Source organism: Lentzea guizhouensis (assembly GCF_001701025.1).
Lineage (GTDB): Bacteria > Actinomycetota > Actinomycetes > Mycobacteriales > Pseudonocardiaceae > Lentzea > Lentzea guizhouensis.
In genome coordinates this window covers 2,492,440-2,509,311 of the sequence record NZ_CP016793.1, presented here as the reverse complement: position 1 = coordinate 2,509,311, position 16,872 = coordinate 2,492,440, and the positions used below count along the sequence as shown (strand labels likewise).

Here is a 16,872-nt window from a genome sequence, read left to right as displayed (position 1 = left end):
AGAGGAGACCTCTCCGTGTACGACGGCGACATCGCATCCGTGCTCATCACCGAGCAGGAGATCAGCGACAAGGTCACCGAACTCGCCAAGCAGGTCGCTGACGATCACCCAGAAGGTGACTCCGACCTCGTGCTGATCACCGTCCTCAAGGGCGCGGTGATGTTCATGGCCGATCTTGCTCGTGCGCTGCCCGTCCCGGTGCAGCTGGAGTTCATGGCCGTGAGCTCCTACGGCTCGTCCACCTCGTCGTCCGGCGTGGTGCGGATCCTCAAGGACCTCGACCGCGACATCGCCGACCGCAACGTCGTGATCGTCGAGGACATCATCGACTCCGGTCTCACGCTGTCGTGGCTGCTCAAGAACCTGCAGTCGCGCCGGCCGCGGTCGCTCGAGGTGTGCACGCTGCTGCGCAAGCCTGACGCGGTGAAGGTCGAGGTGCCGGTGAAGTACGTCGGTTTCGACATCCCCAACGAGTTCGTCGTCGGGTACGGGCTCGACTACGCCGAGCGGTACCGCGACCTGCCGTACATCGGCACGCTCGACCCGAAGGTCTACTCCAACTGACCTGGAACGCGCGCGGGGAGCTTTCGTACTCGTCCGGAGTGCGAAAGCTCCCCGCGTGCGTTCAGCGGTTCAGCAGTTGGGGCGGCAGCGGCGCTGGGAGACGGCGTCCAGCAGCACTGCCCGGATGTCCTCCGGGTTGGGTGCTTGGTAGGCCTTCCCGCCCGTAGCAGCGGAAATGGCCCGCAGCGCGTCCATGTCGGCTTCCTGGCCGAGCCCGACCATGATGATCGGCACCGGGCGCGCCGGGTCCGACTCGCGCTTCAGCGTCTCGATCAGCGCCGCCGTGTCGATCGACGAGATGTCGTCGTTGCGGCCGTCCGTCATCAGCACCACGGAGTTGACCTTCGACGGGTCGTAGCCGGCCAGCACGTGCCGGAAGGCGGCGAGGGTCGTGTCGTTCAACGCCGTTCCGCCGCCGACCAGGGCGTTGAGCTGGGAGGCGCCGGCTTCGAGGCGCTTGCGGCGCGCCACGCCCTGCAGGGGTTCGCCGAGCGGGCCGACCGGGACGAGCTCGATCCAGTCCTGCGGCGGCTTCTTGTCCGTCGAGAACGCCCACAGGCCGATCTGGGTGGTGTCGGGCAGCATCGACAGCGCCGTCATCGAGGCCTCGGTGGCCGCCTCGACGCGGGTCTTGCCGTTCGCGCCCTTCTCGATCATCGAGCCGGACACGTCGATCACGGTCAGCATGCGCATGTCCAGGCTGATGGCGCCCCAGGTGCGCAGCAGCTCGGACACCTGGTCGGCGTTCGGGGTCTCGATCTGCTTCACGTCGCCGGCCTGCACGCCCTCGACCTCGGTCGACCACTTCGCCGGTGCGGCGCCGGAGACGGTGCGGAAGCCCGCCTCGCCGAAGCGCTTGGTGGTCTCGCCGGAGCGCAGCACCCGCTCGAACTCCGCGGCCGCCTCGCCGATGCCGTCCTGCTCGTTCTGCCGCGACACCCTGACCAGCGGGTAGTCGAACGACAGCGTGCCCTCCCTGGGGGGTGCGCCCAGGACGGCGTTCTGCTTCATGGAACGGTTGTTGGCCACGATGGACTGCTCGGTCGCGGCGAAGAGCGGCGCCTTCTCCGCGTCCGTGGTGGCCTTGCTGAACGCGTCGCGCACCGACGGGATGGCGGTGCGGCCCACGCGCAGCAGGGTGCCCACGAGCTCGGGCTTCGGCGTGCCGTCGGCGTTGCCGAGCAGGGTGCGGATGACGAAGAGGGTCGCGAGGCCCTCCGAGGTCATCGTCGGGTCGCTCATCGAGACCGCGACCTTGGGGTCGATCACCTTGGACCAGGAGATCGGGGTGATCGGGTAGCCGACCTTGGCCATGGTCGACTCCGAACCGGCCACCACCAGCGGTGAGGACGCCAGTGACGGCTTGATGTCCAGCTTCGGGGCTTCGGGACCGGTCTCGGCCGACTGGCGCTGGGCCTCGGCCGCCCACATCGAGGAGTCGGGGATCCAGAGGGAATGGGGGTTGATCTGCGCGGTCGGCAGCTCGTGGGCCACGTCGGCCGCGTTGCGCGACTCGACCTGGACCTGCACGCACCGGCCGTTCACGACCGGTTGGGACCGCTGGTACTCCTGCGCGGCTGCGTTCACGACATCTAACGCGGCGGGTGTGACGGCGACCTTCAGCGGCAGTGCGCCGGAGCAGTCGGCGCCGCTGGTGACACGCAGTGCCACGACCGTGACGCCGGCCGCCGCGATCACTCCGAGCAGGGCGGCCACGGGGAGGGCCACCCGCCGGAACAACCCGGGGGACGTGTGACGAGCTGACATACGGTTACTTACCTTCGGTCACGTGTTCACTCTTTCGAGTGGCGGGGAAACACTCGGGGGATGCACGAGGATGACATGTGACCCCTGAACGTAATGAGATGGCGTGACCTGCGTCACTCGACTGGTCGGCGGTATCTGTTCCGGATGAACCAAAGTGCGTGAACATGCGTGGTGGGGGTCACGCACGGGAACCCAGCGGCGGCCGAGACCGTTGGTTGCTCAGTACCCGACCAGCGGGCGGTAGGCTGGTCGGACGCGGTATGTGGGTCTTCCACTGCCCGACGCGCAAGTCAGGGAGGGTCGAGGCCGCCCGCCGGCCGTAAGTGCATGGACCGCAAGCGCCTGCTTCGCAACCCGCTGCTGTGGATCGCTGCGGTGTTGCTGCTCTACTTCGTCTTCACCGTGCTCTTCGACGACTCACGGGGCTACCACCAGGTCAAGACGTCTCAAGCACTCCAACAGGTGCGTGAGGGCAACGTCAAGGAAGCCACGATCGAGGACAAGGAGCAGCGTCTCCGGCTGACCCTCAAGGACGGCTCGAACTTCGAGAACAGCAACCGCCTGATCACGCAGTTCCCGGCGAGTTCCACCGACGAGATCTTCACCATCCTCGACCAGGCCGGCAACAAGCCCGTGGTGGAGACCAAGGTCAGCCAGGAGTCCATCCTGATGCAGATCTTGATCTACCTGGTGCCACTGGGCCTGCTGTTGCTGCTCCTGATGTGGATGATGAACAACGCCCAGGGCGGCGGGAACCGCGTCCTGAACTTCGGCAAGTCCAAGGCCAAGCAGCTCTCCAAGGACATGCCGAAGACGACGTTCGCGGACGTCGCCGGCGCCGAGGAGGCCGTCGAGGAACTGGAAGAGATCAAGGACTTCCTCCAGAACCCCGGCCGCTACCAGGCACTGGGCGCCAAGATCCCCAAGGGCGTGCTGCTCTACGGCCCGCCGGGAACCGGCAAGACGCTGCTCGCGAGGGCCGTCGCCGGTGAGGCCGGGGTGCCGTTCTACTCGATCTCCGGCTCGGACTTCGTCGAGATGTTCGTCGGTGTCGGTGCCTCGCGTGTGCGTGACCTGTTCGAACAGGCCAAGCAGAACGCGCCGTGCATCATCTTCGTCGACGAGATCGACGCGGTGGGCCGCCACCGCGGCGCGGGCATGGGCGGCGGTCACGACGAGCGCGAGCAGACCCTCAACCAGCTGCTCGTCGAGATGGACGGCTTCGACTCGCGCGGCGGGATCATCCTGATCGCGGCGACGAACCGTCCCGACATCCTCGACCCGGCCCTGCTGCGCCCCGGCCGCTTCGACCGGCAGATCCCGGTGTCCGCACCGGACCTGAAGGGCCGCAAGCAGATCCTCCGGGTGCACTCGAAGGGCAAGCCGCTGGCCGCGGACGCCGACCTCGACGGCCTCGCGAAGCGCACCGTCGGGTTCTCCGGCGCCGACCTCGCGAACGTCATCAACGAGGCGGCGCTGCTCACCGCGCGCCACAACGGCCACACCATCGACGGTGCGGCGCTCGAGGAGTCGGTGGACCGCGTGATCGGCGGTCCGGCCCGCAAGAGCCGGATCATCTCCGAGAAGGAGAAGAAGATCACCGCGTACCACGAGGCGGGGCACGCCCTGGCCGCGTGGGCGATGCCGGACATCGACCCGGTCTACAAGGTCACGATCCTCGCCCGCGGCCGCACGGGTGGCCACACCCTCTCGGTGCCGGAAGAGGACAAGGACCTGATGACCAGGTCCGAGATGATCGCGCGACTGGTGTTCGCGCTGGGTGGCCGTTCCGCCGAGGAGCTCGTCTTCCACGAGCCCACGACCGGTGCGTCCAACGACATCGAGCAGGCGACCAAGATCGCCCGCGCGATGGTCACCGAGTACGGCATGAGCGCGAAGCTCGGCGCCGTGAAGTACGGGCAGGAGCAGGGCGAGCCGTTCCTCGGTCGCTCGGCCGGCCGCCAGGCGGACTACTCGCTGGAGGTCGCGCACGAGATCGACGAGGAGGTGCGCAAGCTCATCGAGGCCGCGCACACCGAGGCGTACGAGGTGCTCGTCACCTACCGCGACGTCCTCGACGACCTCACGCTCGAGCTGATCGAGAAGGAGACCCTGCACCAGAAGGAACTGGAGCGGATCTTCGCCCGCGTCGAGAAGCGGCCGCGCATCACCCAGTTCAACGACTTCGGTGACCGCAGGCCGTCCGACATCCCGCCGGTCAAGACCCCGGGGGAGCTCGCCAAGGAACGCGGCGAGCCGTGGCCGCCGGTCGTCGAGGACACCATCGAGGAGGAGTTGCAGCGGGAGGAACCGGCCGCTGCGGCCCCGACCGAGGAGCTGCCCTCGCCGAACGGTGCGAACGGGGCCAACGGCGTGCACCAGCCGGGTCAGCCGGCCGGGTCGGGCCCGCCGAACTACGGCGCCCCGCCCGGATGGACGCCGGCGACCGTCCCCGGTCAGCCGCACAACGTCTGGGAGCCGCGCAAGCAGCAGCCAGACCAGGACGAGCGGCAGTGACCGAGCACCACCAGCTCGACGCAGACGCCGGCCTCACCCACAACGGGGAGGCCGGCGTCTCCGCGCGGCGGGCCTTCGACCACGCCCGTGCCGAGGCGGCGGTCCGTGAGCTGCTGATCGCGTGCGGTGAGGACCCGGAGCGCGAAGGCCTGCGCGAGACACCCGCTCGGGTGGCGCGCGCCTACCGGGAGTTGTTCGCCGGGCTCTACACCGACGCGGACAGCGTGCTGGCGAAGACGTTCGACGAGAGCCACGAGGAGCTCGTCCTCGTCACCGACATCCCGATGTTCAGCTTCTGCGAGCACCACCTGCTGCCGTTCCACGGCGTCGCGCACGTCGGGTACATCCCGAACGAGCGCGGCCGGGTCACCGGTCTGTCGAAGCTGGCGCGGCTGGTCGACCTCTACTCGAAGCGCCCGCAGGTGCAGGAACGGCTGACCTCCCAGGTCGCGGACGCGCTGGTGCGCAAGCTCGAGCCGCGCGGCGTGATCGTGGTCGTCGAGGCCGAGCACCTGTGCATGGGCATGCGCGGTGTCCGCAAGCCCGGCTCGCGCACGACGACGTCGGCGGTGCGCGGGCTGCTGCGCACGTCCGCCTCGTCGCGGGCGGAGGCGATCGAGCTGATCAGGGGCCGGTTGCGGTGAGCGGTCTGCCCAAGCCCGGCCGCTGCGTCGTGATGGGTGTCGTGAACGTGACGCCCGACTCGTTCTCCGACGGCGGCCGCTACCTCGACCGGCAGGACGCGGTCGCGCACGGCGTCGCGATGTTCGAGCGTGGCGCCGACCTGGTCGACGTCGGCGGCGAGTCGACCCGGCCTGGTGCGGCGCGCGTCGAGTCGGCCGAGGAGATCGCCCGCGTGCTGCCGGTGGTCAAGGGTCTGGTCGCGGCCGGGGTGCCGGTCAGCGTGGACACGATGTGGGCGTCCGTGGCGACGGCGGCGCTGGAGGCGGGCGCGTCGATCGTGAACGACGTGTCCGGCGGCCTGGCCGATCCGCGGATGACCGCGGTCGTCGCCGAGGCGGGCGTGCCGTACGTGCTCATGCACTGGCGTGGGCACAGCACGGAGATGGACTCGTTGGCGCGCTACGACGACGTGGTCACCGACGTGCGCACGGAACTGCTTGAGCGCGTGGAGGCGGCATTGGCGGCAGGGGTCGCCGAGTCGTCGATCGTGCTCGACCCCGGCCTCGGGTTCGCGAAGCTCGGCGACCACAACTGGGAGCTGCTGCAGCGCCTCGACGAGCTGGTGGAGCTGGGTTTCCCGGTGCTGGTGGGTGCGTCGCGCAAACGGTTCCTCGGCACGTTGCTGGACAACCGCCCGCCGGACGGCAGGGAGGACGCGACCGCGGCGGTGTCCGCGCTGGCCGCGTTCAACGGGGCGTGGGGTGTGCGGGTGCACGACGTCGACCGGACGCTGGACGCGGTCGCCGTGGCTGGAGCGTGGAGGCGGGGACATGGCTGACCGGATCGCGTTGACGGGCCTGCGGGTCCGCGGCAACCACGGGGTCTTCGAGCACGAGAAGCGCGACGGCCAGGAGTTCGTCGTCGACATCACGCTGTGGCTCGACCTGAGCACGGCGTCGAGGACCGACGACCTGACGCAGACCTACCACTACGGCGAGCTCGCCGAGATGGCCGCCGCGATCATCGGCGGCGAGCCGCACGACCTCATCGAGACCGTCGCCGGCAAGATCGCCGACGCCGCGATGACCGACACCCGGCTGCACGCCGTCGAGGTGACCGTCCACAAGCCGTCCGCGCCGATCCCGCTGACGTTCGACGACGTGTCCGTGACGATCCGCCGCTCGCGCCGCCTCACCGCGCCGCTGAAGAAAGACGCGCAGTGACCCGCGCGGTCCTGTCGATCGGCTCGAACCTGGGCGACCGGTTCGCGTTCCTGAAGTCCGTGGTGGACGGGCTCAAGCCCCACGTCGTCGCCGTGTCGCCGGTGTACGAGACGGCCGCGTGGGGCGTGGAGGACCAGCCGGACTTCCTCAACGCCGTGGTGGTCGTCCAGGCCGACGACGTGGACGAGTGGGGCTGGCTGCGCCGCGGGCAGGCGCTGGAGAACGCCGCCGGACGCGTGCGGGAGCAGCGCTGGGGACCGCGCACGTTGGACGTGGACGTGGTTTCGGTGGACGGGGTGACCTCCGACCACCCGGAGCTCCTCCTGCCGCATCCTGGGGCGTCTGAGCGCGCAACGGTCCTCATCCCGTGGCTCGACGTCGAACCCGACGCGGTGCTTGCGGGGCACGGACCCGTTGCGGCGCTGGAGTTCTCGCCCGAGGGCGTGCGGCGGCGCGACGACCTGGTGCTGACTTCCGGTTGGATGGACGCGTGAGGTTCACCCGTCCCCGCGACCTGGCGACCGTCGCGGTCATCGCCGCTCTGCTGGCGCACCTGTTCCTGCGACTCGGCTACGACACCCTGCCGCCACTGCCGCGCGCGGCCGGTTCGACGTTGCTCGCGCTGGCCGCGGCCGAGGTGTGGTTCGCGTTCTCGTTGCGGGCCCGGATCGAACGCCGCCAGGGCGCCCGTCCGGTCCAGCCGCTCACCGCCGCCCGCGCGGTCGCGCTGGCGAAGGCCTCCTCGGTCCTGGGCGCACTGATGTTCGGCGCCTGGACCGGCTTGCTGATCTACGTGATCCCCGTCCGCGACTCGTTCCCCGCCGCCGGGAACGACCTGTTCGCGGCGGTTGTCGGGATGGTCAGCGCGGCCGCTCTGACGGCTGCGGCGCTGTGGCTGGAGCACTGCTGCAAGACGCCGACGGAGAGTTCCGGGAAGGATTAGATACCGGTGCGTAGGTCTCAGTCGGATAACTAGGCGGTACCGTAGTGCGCATGACCGGACGCGGCGCGTCGATCGACGACGAGCAGGAAGACAACGGTCGTGGCTCCGGGCGGTTGCTGTTAGTCGCAGCGCTGGCGCTCGCACTCGTGGCCGCGGCGGTGCTCGTGTTGAGCGACAGCGCCCGCATGCTGCGCCTGGCCGTGGTGGCCGCGCTGTGGGCCGCGCTGGTCGGTGCGTTCCTCGCGGCCAAGTACCGCAAGCAGGTCAGCGAGCGGGACGACGAGGTCGCCGACCTGCAGTCGGTGTACGAGCTGGAGCTCGAACGCGAGGTGGCGGCCCGCCGCGAGTACGAGCTGGAGATCGAGTCCGAGACCCGCAAGCGGATCGAGGAGGAGTCGCGCGCCGACATCGAGGCGCTGCGAGCCGATCTCAGGGCGTTGCGGGAGAACCTGGAAGGCTTGCTGGGCGGTGACGTCCTGGTCGAACGCGTCGCGCTGCGCGCGGAGTCGACCCGCCTGCGCGCGCTGGCCGGTGACGGTGCCCGCCTGGGCTCCGGCCAGGAGAAGCGGATCATCAACGCGATCAACGCCGCCAAACCGGTGGTGTCCGCGTCGGTGGAGAAGCCGTCGGAGCGGACCGAGCTGATCGAACGCGTCGCGCACGACGCCAAGGTGCAGCCGCCGCGCCGCGAGGCTGCGCGCCCGGAGCCGGTCCGGCCGAGCCGGCCCGCACGTCGCCGCGCCCACAGCCGGCGCCGCCCGCCGTGAGCCGGTCAAGACCGTGAAGCAGGAGCCGGGGCCCGCCGCAACGGCCGGGCGCGCGGCCGCCGTGTCGGCGCGTCTCGGCGGCCAGGGCCCGATGCCGCAGGCAGCCCAGAAACCGGCGCAGAAACCGGCCCAGCAACCGGCCCAGAAGCCCGTGCCGCCCGGTTCAGGCACAGGTACAGCGCACCGAACGGGTGCCGCGACCGCAGCCCGTGCAGGCGCAGGCCCAGCGGACCGAGGCGTTGCAGCGACCGGAGAAGCCGCCGGTGCAGGCCCCGCGGCCAAGGCGGAGCCGCGCAAGGCCGAGCCGCGCAAGGCGGACGCCCAGGTCGCGCGTCGCCGAGCGCACCGAGATCGTCGACCCGAAGGCGCTGGCGTCGGCCGGGCGCCGTCGTGCGGACGACCCCGCGCCGGAGCAGGACAGCGGGTCGTGGGAGACGTTGAAGCCCGACGAGCCGGGGAAGTGGCAAGCGCCGGCCGCGGCGGAGGAGTCGTCGGCCTCGCTCGCGCCGGTGCGGGTCCGGCCGCCGGACCGCCTCGGAGGACTCGTTCGTGTCGCTGCCGCCGGTGAGCCGGCGCGGCCGAGGAGTCGTCCGCCGCATGCCCGCACCGGCGGGCCGCCGGGCTGCCGAAGAGTCGTCCGCCAGGATGCCCGCCGTGTCGACCGGCCGCCGGGCCGCGTCCGAGGAGTCCTCGGCGAGCCTGCCCGCGGTGTCCGGAGGCCGCAGGGCCGCCCAGGACGACCCGTCGGGTGCGCACGCCGACGGCAAGTCCGTGAGCGAGCTGCTGGCGTCGCTCGGTGGCGGGGACGCCCCGCGCCGCCGTCGCCGGCGCGAGGACTGAGAGCTACTTGTCGATGTCGCCGACGATGACGGCGAACGAGCTCAGCACGGCCGGCAGGTCGTTCACCGAGGTGCCCGGCAGCAGTGCGGACAGCGCCTGGACGTTGTTGAACGACGGCGTGCGCAGCTTGAGCCGCCACGGCGTCTTCTCACCGCGCGACGACAGGTGCACGCCGGACGTGCCCAGCGGCGCCTCGACACGGGTGTAGACCGAGCCCTCCGGTGCCTTGACGGCCTTGGGCAGCCGGACGTTCACCGGCCCGGCCGGTAGTTGGTCCACACAGGACTGTGCGAGCACCAGCGACAGCCTGGTCTCGTCGAGCAGGCACCGGACCCTGGCGGCGGCGTCGCCCTCGGTCCGCACCACCGGCGTGACGCCCAGCGAGCGGTAGGCGGGCAACGGGTCGTCGCGGCGCAGGTCGAGGTCGACCCCGCTGGCCCGTCCGATCGGCCCCGTCACGCCGTACGCCAGCGCGTCGGCCAACGGCAGCACGCCGAGCCCTTCCAGCACCGAGAAGTCGACCTCCAGCGCCGAAACGTCCACAGTGGACAGAAACTCGGTGACGCGGGAGGTCCACCCGGCCGGCACGTCCTCGCGCAGCCCGCCGATCCGGTTGAACATGAAGTGGATGCGCCCGCCCGACGCCTCCTCCATCAACGCCTGCACGCCCTCGCGGTGCACAGCAGCAGCGGGGCACAACGGCGTCAGGAACACCATGTGCGCCATCAGCCGGTTGAGCTCGCACAGCAGCGCACGCAGCCACTGCGCCCGCACGGGCACGTCCATGCCGGTCATGCGTTCGACGGCCAGCGCGACCGCGAGCTCGTTGCAGAACGCCGACAGCCAGTCGTGCCGGTTCGCGAGCGTGAGGACCTGCCGGTAGTCGCGGACCTCGAAGAGCTTCTCGGCGCCGCGGTGCAGGTGGCCGACCAGCGGCGTGGCGGCGGTGATCACCAGGTCCGGCGTGACGGTGAGCCGCAGCCGGTAGGCGCCGTGGGCGGACGGGTGCAGCGGACCCAGGTCGATGACGCGGTCCACACCCAGGTACTGCGCGCCCGCCCCGACGCCGACGGTGATCTGCTCACTCACACCGGCATGGTTTCACGACCGCGTGATCGCGAAGAGGAAGCACCCGTGCGACAGGCTGCGCACCTGCACCGCCTCGACCACCGGGTCGTTCAACAACCCCTCGACCGCGCTGTCGAACCCGCCCGGCTCGACCAGCACGCCGTCCTCGATCTGCCCGGCCGCGTTGAACGACCGCAGCACGCGCGAATTGTTCAACAGTTCCACTGGCAACCGGTCCGGAGCTGCGCCACCGGGGCAGTCGACGTGGGTGAAGACCGGCCCGACCTCCTCGTACGGCCCCTTGCCCGCCGCGGGGGAGTAGCGGAACAGCCAGACCGGCTCGTCCGGCGACGACTTGCGCAGGCAGCACCGCAACGGCACGCCCGGCTCGGAGGCGCGGTACTCGCGGCCGGGGTCGGACAGGGCGGCGGACGTGGGCACGGTGTGGATTCGCATGCCCTCAACGATCGTCGTCAGTCCACGGCGAAGCTGGCGGGTATCGGACGCCAGGGCGGCAGCGGCGGCAGCAGGTCGGCCACCGCGACGCCACGGCCGTGCAGCAGCCACCCGAACGCCCCCAGCCCCGCCGGGTTCCGCAGCTCGGCGATCCGCCCGCCCGCGCGCCGACTCCAGCCACTCCCACCCGGACCCGGTGACCTCGCCGGACAGGCCCAGCGGCCAGCGCGTCCCGTTGCGACACCAGCACCCGGTCCCGCCGGCGGCTTCGGCACAGGCGTCGAACGCGACGTGCGCGGTGATGTCGCAGGACCCGTCGAACACCGGCGCCACCTGCCGCCCGGAGCGGTACCCGGTCAGCGTGAACCGGCGCGATGACACCAGGTGCCCGTAGTCGATCGCCAGCGCCGCCCCTCGCACCCGCGAGACCGCCGCGGCCCAGGCGGCGTCCCGCGGCGCCCCGACCTCCGCCTGCTCACCGTCGCGCAACGACGGCCACCACCGCGCGATCCACGGGTCGTCGGCCGGCCCGGTCACCACGGGCACGGATCGCGTCCAGCCACTCGTGCCCGACCAGCAACCCGGTGCAGGACGGCACCTCCGTCGTCCACCGCACCCCGGCAGCTCCACCGGCGGTCCCAGCTCGACCGCCGTGACCGCAGCCGCGCGGCCAGCGACCCGGACGCCAGCCGCCGCACCGCGAACGCGAGCTCACCGCCGCCCGCGCCGACGTCGACGAAGTCCACGACCGGGGGAGAGCCGAGCGCCGTGTCGACCCGCGCGAGCAGCACCAGCAGCGCCTCCGCCAGCTCGGTGCCGACCAGCGGCGACGTGCGGAAGTGCGCGGACGGCTTCTCACCCCTGGCGAAGAAGCCGCCGGGGCCGTAGAGCGCGGCGTGCCAAGCGGCTTCCGGGTCGAACACCGGGCAAGTGTGCCTCTTCGGCGCCGCGCCGACGTCCATGGGCGCGACTCTCCCCGTACGGGACGTCGATGCAGGGCTTAAGGTCATTTCGTGAACGACGCCGACCTCTCGCCGACGCCGACCCGCAAGCGCATCGAACAGCGCCGCTGGACCGTCCTGTTCCCCGTCGTCGGGCTGATCGCCCTGGGCGCGGCGGGGCTCGTGCTGTTCGCGCTCGGGTCGACGAGCATCGGGCTGGAGCCGATCCTCGTCGGTGCCGCCGCGGCGCTGATCCCGGTCGCGTTCGTGGTCAGCGCGTTCCTGTGGATCGACCGCTGGGAGCCGGAACCGGCGAAGATGCTGCTCTTCGCGTTCTTCTGGGGCGCGTGCGGCGCCACGATCAGCTCGCTGGTGTTCAACCAGACCTCGCGTGTGGTCGGCGACATCCTCACCCAGGGCGGTGGCGGCGACTTCACGTTGCTGATCGGCGCGCCGGTCGTCGAGGAGGCCACCAAGGCCGCCTTCCTGATCGCGGTCTACCTGCGGCGCAGGCACGAGTTCGACGGTGTCGTCGACGGCATGGTCTACGCGGGCATCACCGCGGCGGGCTTCGCGTTCACCGAGAACATCTGGTACTTCGGCCGCATCTTCGCCCAGCAGGGCTTCGGCGACCTGGAGGGCGGCGTGGTCGCGCTGTTCCTGCTGCGCGGGGTGCTGTCGCCGTTCGCGCACCCGCTGTTCACGTCGATGACCGGCCTCGGTGTCGGCATCGCGGCGAGCTCCAGCAGGGCCTCGACCCGCGTGATCGCGCCGATCGTCGGCTACCTGGCCGCGGTCGGCCTGCACGCGGGCTGGAACGCGATGACCAAGGTGGAGAGCGGGTCGGCGTTCATCAACCTGTACTTCCTCGTCATGGTGCCGCTGTTCGCCGGCGCGGTCGGGATCGTGGTGTGGCAGCGGCGCCGGGAGCAGCGAATCGTGGCGGGCCAGCTCGCGGCCATGGCGCAGAACCGGTGGATCGCCAACAGCGAGGTGGCGTTGCTGGCGAGCCTGAACGGGCGCCGCAACTGGCTGCGCGCGGTCAAGCGCAAGTCCGGTGACGCCGCGGCCAAGACCGTGAAGAACTACCAGATCGCGGTGACCGAGCTGGCCTTCCTGCGGCACCGCATCGAGCAGGGCACGGCCGGGCAGAGCGCGGAGCACCGCCACGGCGTGCTGCTCGACACGCTGCACGCCGCCAGGACCGCCGCCCGCGGGTGAGTCCCGTCACCGCCTGGCCACATGCCAGGACGTGCGGGATTACCCTCGGCGGCGTCGTCTGGTACCCGAACCGGGACTGGAACGTCAGAAGGAGTTAGTCGCATGGACGCGACCCCACGTCCGGCCAGGCTCGCCGTCGGTGTCATCTCGGCAGGCCGGGTCGGCTCGGTGCTGGGCGCCGCGCTGGCCAGGACCGGCCACGTGGTCGTCGGCACGTCCGCCGTCTCCCAGGCCTCCCGCGACCGCGCGGAGGAACTGCTGCCCGGTGTCTCGATCGAGGACCCGACCGAGGTGGCGCAGAAGTCCGACCTCGTGCTGCTGGCCGTGCCGGACGACGAGCTCGCCGGGCTCGTCAGGGGCCTGGTCGCCACCGAGTCGCTGCGGGCGGGTCAGATCGTCGTGCACACCAGCGGTGCCCAGGGCGTGGAAGTCCTCCGGCCGGCCGCCGAGCTGGGTGCGTTGACGCTCGCGCTGCACCCCGTCATGACCTTCACCGGCCGGGAGGAGGACCTGCAGCGGATGCGCGCGGCGTGCGTCGGCGTCACGGCCGCCGACGGCGACGAGGTGGCCTGGAGCGTCGGCGAGGCCCTGGTCGTGGAGATGGACGCCGAACCCGTGCGCGTGCCGGAGGCCGTCCGCCCGCTCTACCACGCGGCACTGGCCCACGGCGCGAACCACCTGATCACGCTGGTCCGCGACGCCGCGGACCTGCTCACGAACGCGGGCGTGGCGAACGCCGAGCGCCTGCTCGGACCGCTGCTGTCCGCCGCTCTCGACAACTCGCTGCGCCACGGTGACCGCGCCCTCACCGGTCCGGTCGCCCGCGGCGACACGGGTACCTTGCGCAAGCACCTCACCGTGCTGGCCGAGCAGGCCCCCGACACCCTGCCCGGCTACCGCGTGCTCGCCCGGCGCACCGCCGAGCGGGCCGAACGCTCCGGGCTGCTCAAGCCCGACGCGGCCAACGACGTTCGCACCACTCTCGAGGACTGACGTGACCAAGCCACTGACCAAGGACGACTACCGCCCGGACGACGTCACGGTGCACCGCGACCCCGCGCGGCTCAACCGCGTGGTGCGCGCGCTGCGCAACGCCGGCCGCAACGTGGCGCTGGTGCCCACGATGGGCGCGCTGCACGCCGGTCACCGGCAGCTGATCCGCGAGGCGCAGGTCATGCAGAACACGGTGGTCGTGGTGTCGATCTTCGTGAACCCGCTGCAGTTCGGCGCGAACGAGGACCTGGACAAGTACCCGCGGCAGTTCGAGTCCGATGTGGACATCTGCCGCGAGGAACGCGTCGGGATCGTGTTCGCGCCGTCCGTCGAGGACATGTACCCAGAAGGATCCAACTCCGAAGGCGCGCAGGTCACCGTGCACCCCGGACCGCTGGGCGACGAGCTGGAAGGCGCGGTCCGCCCCGGCCACTTCGCGGGCGTGCTCACGGTCGTGTCGAAGCTGTTCAACATCGTGCAGCCCACGTACGCGGTGTTCGGGCAGAAGGACTACCAGCAGCTCCAGCTGATCCACAAGATGGCGCGCGACCTCAACTTCCCGCTCGACGTCGTCGGCGTGCCGACCGTCCGCGAGCACGACGGCCTCGCGCTGTCGTCGCGCAACGCCTACCTGACGCCGGAGCAGCGCCAGCACGCCGTGACGCTGTCGGCCGCGCTGACCGCCGGCGCGCACGTGTCGTCGCAGGGCGCCGACGCGGTGCTCAAGGCCGCGCACGAGGTGCTGGCGCAGGTGCCCGAGGTCGAGCTCGACTACCTGGAGCTGCGCGGGGTCGACCTCGGTCCCGCGCCGGAGAACGGCGACGCCCGGCTGCTCATCGCCGCCCGCGTCGGTTCCACCCGCCTGATCGACAACATCGGTGTGTTGCTCGGCGAAGGCGACGAGTAGGGGGAATGACATGTTCCGCACGATGCTGAAGTCCAAGATCCACCGCGCCACCGTGACGCAGGCGGACCTGCACTACGTCGGTTCGGTGACGGTGGACGAGGACCTGATGGAGGCCGCCGACCTGCTGGCGGGCGAGCAGGTCGCCATCGTCGACGTCACCAACGGCGCGCGCCTGGAGACCTACGTCATCCCCGGCGAGCGCGGCACGGGCGTGCTGGGCATCAACGGTGCCGCCGCGCACCTCGTGCACCCCGGCGACATCGTCATCCTGATCGCCTACGGGCAGATGGACGACGCCGAGTCGCGCACCTACCAGCCGCGCGTCGTGTTCGTGGACGCCGACAACAAGGTCGTCGACCTCGGCTCGGACCCCGCCCACGCACCCGAGGGTTCCGGACTGGTGAACGGCTCCACGAGCGCGCCGTCTTCTGAGACCGTTGAGGCGACCGCGCTGGACGCGTTGATCAAGACCGAGAACTGAGGAACACACCGTGCTGCTCGCCATCGACGTCGGCAACACCAACATCGTGCTCGGTCTGTACGACGGGGTCGGCGACTCGGCCCCGCTCGTGCGCGACTGGCGCATGCGCACCGACGCCAGGATGACCGCCGACGAGCTCGCGCTGACCATGCGCGGCCTGCTCGGCGAGTACGCCGACAAGATCACCGGCATCTCGGCGCTGTCCACCGTGCCCGCGGTGCTGCGCGAGCTGCGGGTGATGCTCGGCCGCTACTACGACACCGTGCCGAAGGTGCTGGTGGAGCCGGGCGTGAAGACCGGCGTGCCGCTGCTCGTGGACAACCCGAAGGAGGTGGGCTCGGACCGCGTGATCAACACGCTGGCCGCGCACCACCTCTACGCGACCTCGTGCATCGTGGTCGACTTCGGCACGTCCACGAACCTCGACGTGATCTCGTCGCGCGGCGAGTTCCTGGGCGGCGCGCTGGCGCCGGGCATCGAGATCTCCGTCGACGCCCTCGCCGCGCGCGCGGCCCAGCTCCGCAAGGTCGAGCTGGTCCGCCCGCGCAACGTCATCGGCAAGAACACGGTGGAGTGCCTGCAGTCGGGCATCGTCTACGGCTTCGTCGGCCAGGTCGACGGGCTGGTGCGGCTGATCACCGAGGAGCTCCAGCAGACCGACCCCGGCCCGGTCACCGTGATCGCCACCGGTGGCCTGGCGCCGCTGGTCGTCGCCGAGTCCTCGACGATCGCGCACCACGTGCCCGACCTGACCCTGCTGGGGCTGCGCCTGGTGTTCGAGCGCAACCTCGTCAGCCGCTGAGAACCATTCGTGTCACGTCCGTGCGCATGGGGACGTCGAACGGCCCGTTCGACGTCTCCGGCCGCGAACGCAGGAACGCGAGCATCTTCTCGTTGACCGTCTCGCGCTCCTCCGCGCTGACGACCAGCATCCGCGAGTGGGTGTTCACGGTGGCGACGAGCGCCTCCGGTGAGTCCCGGTGCTGCGCGTGCTGGAACACCTGCCGCTCCGGCGTCCCGAACAACGGGTGCGCCAGCATGCCGGCCGGGTCCTGCCTGGTCATCTGGACGCTGCTCGCCGACACCCGCTCGAACTCCGCCAGCCAGTCGACCGACATGTCCGGCTCGTTCCACATGGCCGCCACCACCCCGCCGGGCCGCAGCACGCGGGCGATCTCCGGCATCGTCTTCGCGTGGTCGAACCAGTGGAACGCGGTCCCGACCAGCACGGCGTCGACCGTCTGGTCCGGAACCGGGATGTGTTCGGCATGGCCGGGCAACGCGCGCACGTCGTGCACCCGGCGCACCAGCTCGGACAACATCTGCTCGTTGGGCTCCACCGCTGTGACGCAGTGGCCCTCAGCGACCAGTCCCGCGGTCAGCTTTCCGGTGCCGGCGGCGAGGTCGAGGACGTCGAGGCGCCTGTCCTGTGCCAGTGGCTCGAGAGCCCACCGGATCGCCGCCAAGGGGTAGTCAGGCCGGTGTTCGGCGTAGGCCTGGGCCTGCTCGCCGAACGAGTCCGCTCGCCTAGCGTGTAGATCCATCCGTCCAACTTAGTGA

The 16,872-nt window shown here is 70.9% G+C and carries 19 protein-coding genes; 14 read left to right on the top strand and 5 right to left on the bottom strand.

The annotated features are described in order from the left end of the window. Positions 1-15: 15 nt before the first annotated feature. Complete coding sequence (hpt, locus tag BBK82_RS12575; RefSeq protein ID WP_065915177.1) at positions 16-564, top strand: hypoxanthine phosphoribosyltransferase; 549 nt, start codon at positions 16-18, stop codon at positions 562-564. Positions 565-633: 69 nt separating this feature from the next. Here hpt and BBK82_RS12570 read toward each other — a convergent pair whose 3' ends face one another. After that, a complete protein-coding gene (locus BBK82_RS12570; protein ID WP_065915176.1) occupies positions 634-2,331 on the bottom strand; it encodes a substrate-binding domain-containing protein in 1,698 nt (565 codons plus the stop codon). Between the two features lie 327 nt (positions 2,332-2,658). On the opposite strand from BBK82_RS12570, the gene ftsH reads away from it, so the two are divergent. The 8 genes from ftsH to BBK82_RS12530 all read left to right on the top strand — a co-directional run bounded on the left by ftsH (position 2,659) and on the right by BBK82_RS12530 (position 9,245). Further along, positions 2,659-4,848: an ATP-dependent zinc metalloprotease FtsH gene (gene ftsH / locus BBK82_RS12565; RefSeq protein ID WP_065915175.1), complete on the top strand. Its 2,190-nt coding sequence runs from the start codon at positions 2,659-2,661 to the stop codon at positions 4,846-4,848. Continuing rightward, positions 4,845-5,492 (top strand): GTP cyclohydrolase I FolE, encoded by a 648-nt coding sequence (gene folE, locus BBK82_RS12560; protein ID WP_065915174.1) that lies wholly within the window; start codon positions 4,845-4,847, stop codon positions 5,490-5,492. The genes ftsH and folE overlap by 4 nt, the downstream gene beginning before the upstream one ends. Positions 5,493-5,524: 32 nt before the next feature. Continuing rightward, the gene (gene folP, locus BBK82_RS12555) at positions 5,525-6,310 is read left to right on the top strand and encodes a dihydropteroate synthase (RefSeq protein WP_065921015.1); all 786 of its coding nucleotides are present in this window, start codon (positions 5,525-5,527) and stop codon (positions 6,308-6,310) included. Beyond that, positions 6,303-6,695 (top strand): dihydroneopterin aldolase, encoded by a 393-nt coding sequence (gene folB, locus BBK82_RS12550; protein WP_065915173.1) that lies wholly within the window; start codon positions 6,303-6,305, stop codon positions 6,693-6,695. The genes folP and folB overlap by 8 nt, the downstream gene beginning before the upstream one ends. Next, entirely contained in the window at positions 6,692-7,189 is a 498-nt protein-coding gene (folK, locus tag BBK82_RS12545; protein WP_065915172.1) for a 2-amino-4-hydroxy-6-hydroxymethyldihydropteridine diphosphokinase, read from the top strand. Before folB ends, folK begins: the two co-directional genes overlap by 4 nt. Then, positions 7,186-7,638 (top strand): DUF3180 domain-containing protein, encoded by a 453-nt coding sequence (locus tag BBK82_RS12540; protein WP_065915171.1) that lies wholly within the window; start codon positions 7,186-7,188, stop codon positions 7,636-7,638. The genes folK and BBK82_RS12540 overlap by 4 nt, the downstream gene beginning before the upstream one ends. A 50-nt stretch (positions 7,639-7,688) precedes the next feature. After that, on the top strand, positions 7,689-8,405 hold the full coding sequence (locus BBK82_RS12535) for a DUF6779 domain-containing protein (RefSeq protein WP_065915170.1): 717 nt from the start codon (positions 7,689-7,691) through the stop codon (positions 8,403-8,405). Positions 8,406-8,954: 549 nt separating this feature from the next. After that, complete coding sequence (locus tag BBK82_RS12530; protein WP_154697266.1) at positions 8,955-9,245, top strand: hypothetical protein; 291 nt, start codon at positions 8,955-8,957, stop codon at positions 9,243-9,245. A 3-nt stretch (positions 9,246-9,248) separates the two neighbouring features. Here the strand turns inward: BBK82_RS12530 and BBK82_RS12525 are convergent, their stop codons facing one another. Genes BBK82_RS12525 through BBK82_RS54015 form a run of 3 tightly spaced genes read right to left on the bottom strand, consistent with a single transcriptional unit; the run spans position 9,249 to position 11,731 of the window. Next, positions 9,249-10,334 (bottom strand): NADH-quinone oxidoreductase subunit D, encoded by a 1,086-nt coding sequence (locus BBK82_RS12525; RefSeq protein ID WP_065915168.1) that lies wholly within the window; start codon positions 10,332-10,334, stop codon positions 9,249-9,251. Positions 10,335-10,346: 12 nt separating this feature from the next. Further along, positions 10,347-11,315, bottom strand: coding sequence for a DUF1203 domain-containing protein (locus BBK82_RS54020; protein WP_237048155.1), 969 nt, complete (start codon positions 11,313-11,315; stop codon positions 10,347-10,349). Beyond that, the gene (locus BBK82_RS54015) at positions 11,303-11,731 is read right to left on the bottom strand and encodes a hypothetical protein (protein WP_237048154.1); all 429 of its coding nucleotides are present in this window, start codon (positions 11,729-11,731) and stop codon (positions 11,303-11,305) included. Before BBK82_RS54015 ends, BBK82_RS54020 begins: the two co-directional genes overlap by 13 nt. Before the next feature lie 51 nt (positions 11,732-11,782). Between BBK82_RS54015 and BBK82_RS12510 the strand changes: the two genes are divergently transcribed. The 5 genes from BBK82_RS12510 (at position 11,783) to BBK82_RS12490 (ending at position 16,114) form a co-directional block, all read left to right on the top strand. Then, a complete protein-coding gene (locus BBK82_RS12510; protein WP_083267930.1) occupies positions 11,783-12,931 on the top strand; it encodes a PrsW family intramembrane metalloprotease in 1,149 nt (382 codons plus the stop codon). A 102-nt stretch (positions 12,932-13,033) separates the two neighbouring features. Continuing rightward, positions 13,034-13,924 (top strand): Rossmann-like and DUF2520 domain-containing protein, encoded by an 891-nt coding sequence (locus tag BBK82_RS12505; protein WP_065915166.1) that lies wholly within the window; start codon positions 13,034-13,036, stop codon positions 13,922-13,924. Position 13,925: 1 nt separating this feature from the next. Beyond that, the gene (gene panC, locus BBK82_RS12500; protein WP_083267929.1) at positions 13,926-14,831 is read left to right on the top strand and encodes a pantoate--beta-alanine ligase; all 906 of its coding nucleotides are present in this window, start codon (positions 13,926-13,928) and stop codon (positions 14,829-14,831) included. Between the two features lie 10 nt (positions 14,832-14,841). Next, positions 14,842-15,312 (top strand): aspartate 1-decarboxylase, encoded by a 471-nt coding sequence (panD, locus tag BBK82_RS12495; protein WP_065915165.1) that lies wholly within the window; start codon positions 14,842-14,844, stop codon positions 15,310-15,312. A gap of 10 nt (positions 15,313-15,322) precedes the next feature. After that, entirely contained in the window at positions 15,323-16,114 is a 792-nt protein-coding gene (locus tag BBK82_RS12490; protein WP_065915164.1) for a type III pantothenate kinase, read from the top strand. Here BBK82_RS12490 and BBK82_RS12485 read toward each other — a convergent pair. Next, a complete protein-coding gene (locus tag BBK82_RS12485; protein WP_065915163.1) occupies positions 16,104-16,856 on the bottom strand; it encodes a class I SAM-dependent methyltransferase in 753 nt (250 codons plus the stop codon). The two genes, BBK82_RS12490 and BBK82_RS12485, sit on opposite strands and share 11 nt — an antisense overlap. Positions 16,857-16,872: the final 16 nt, after the last annotated feature.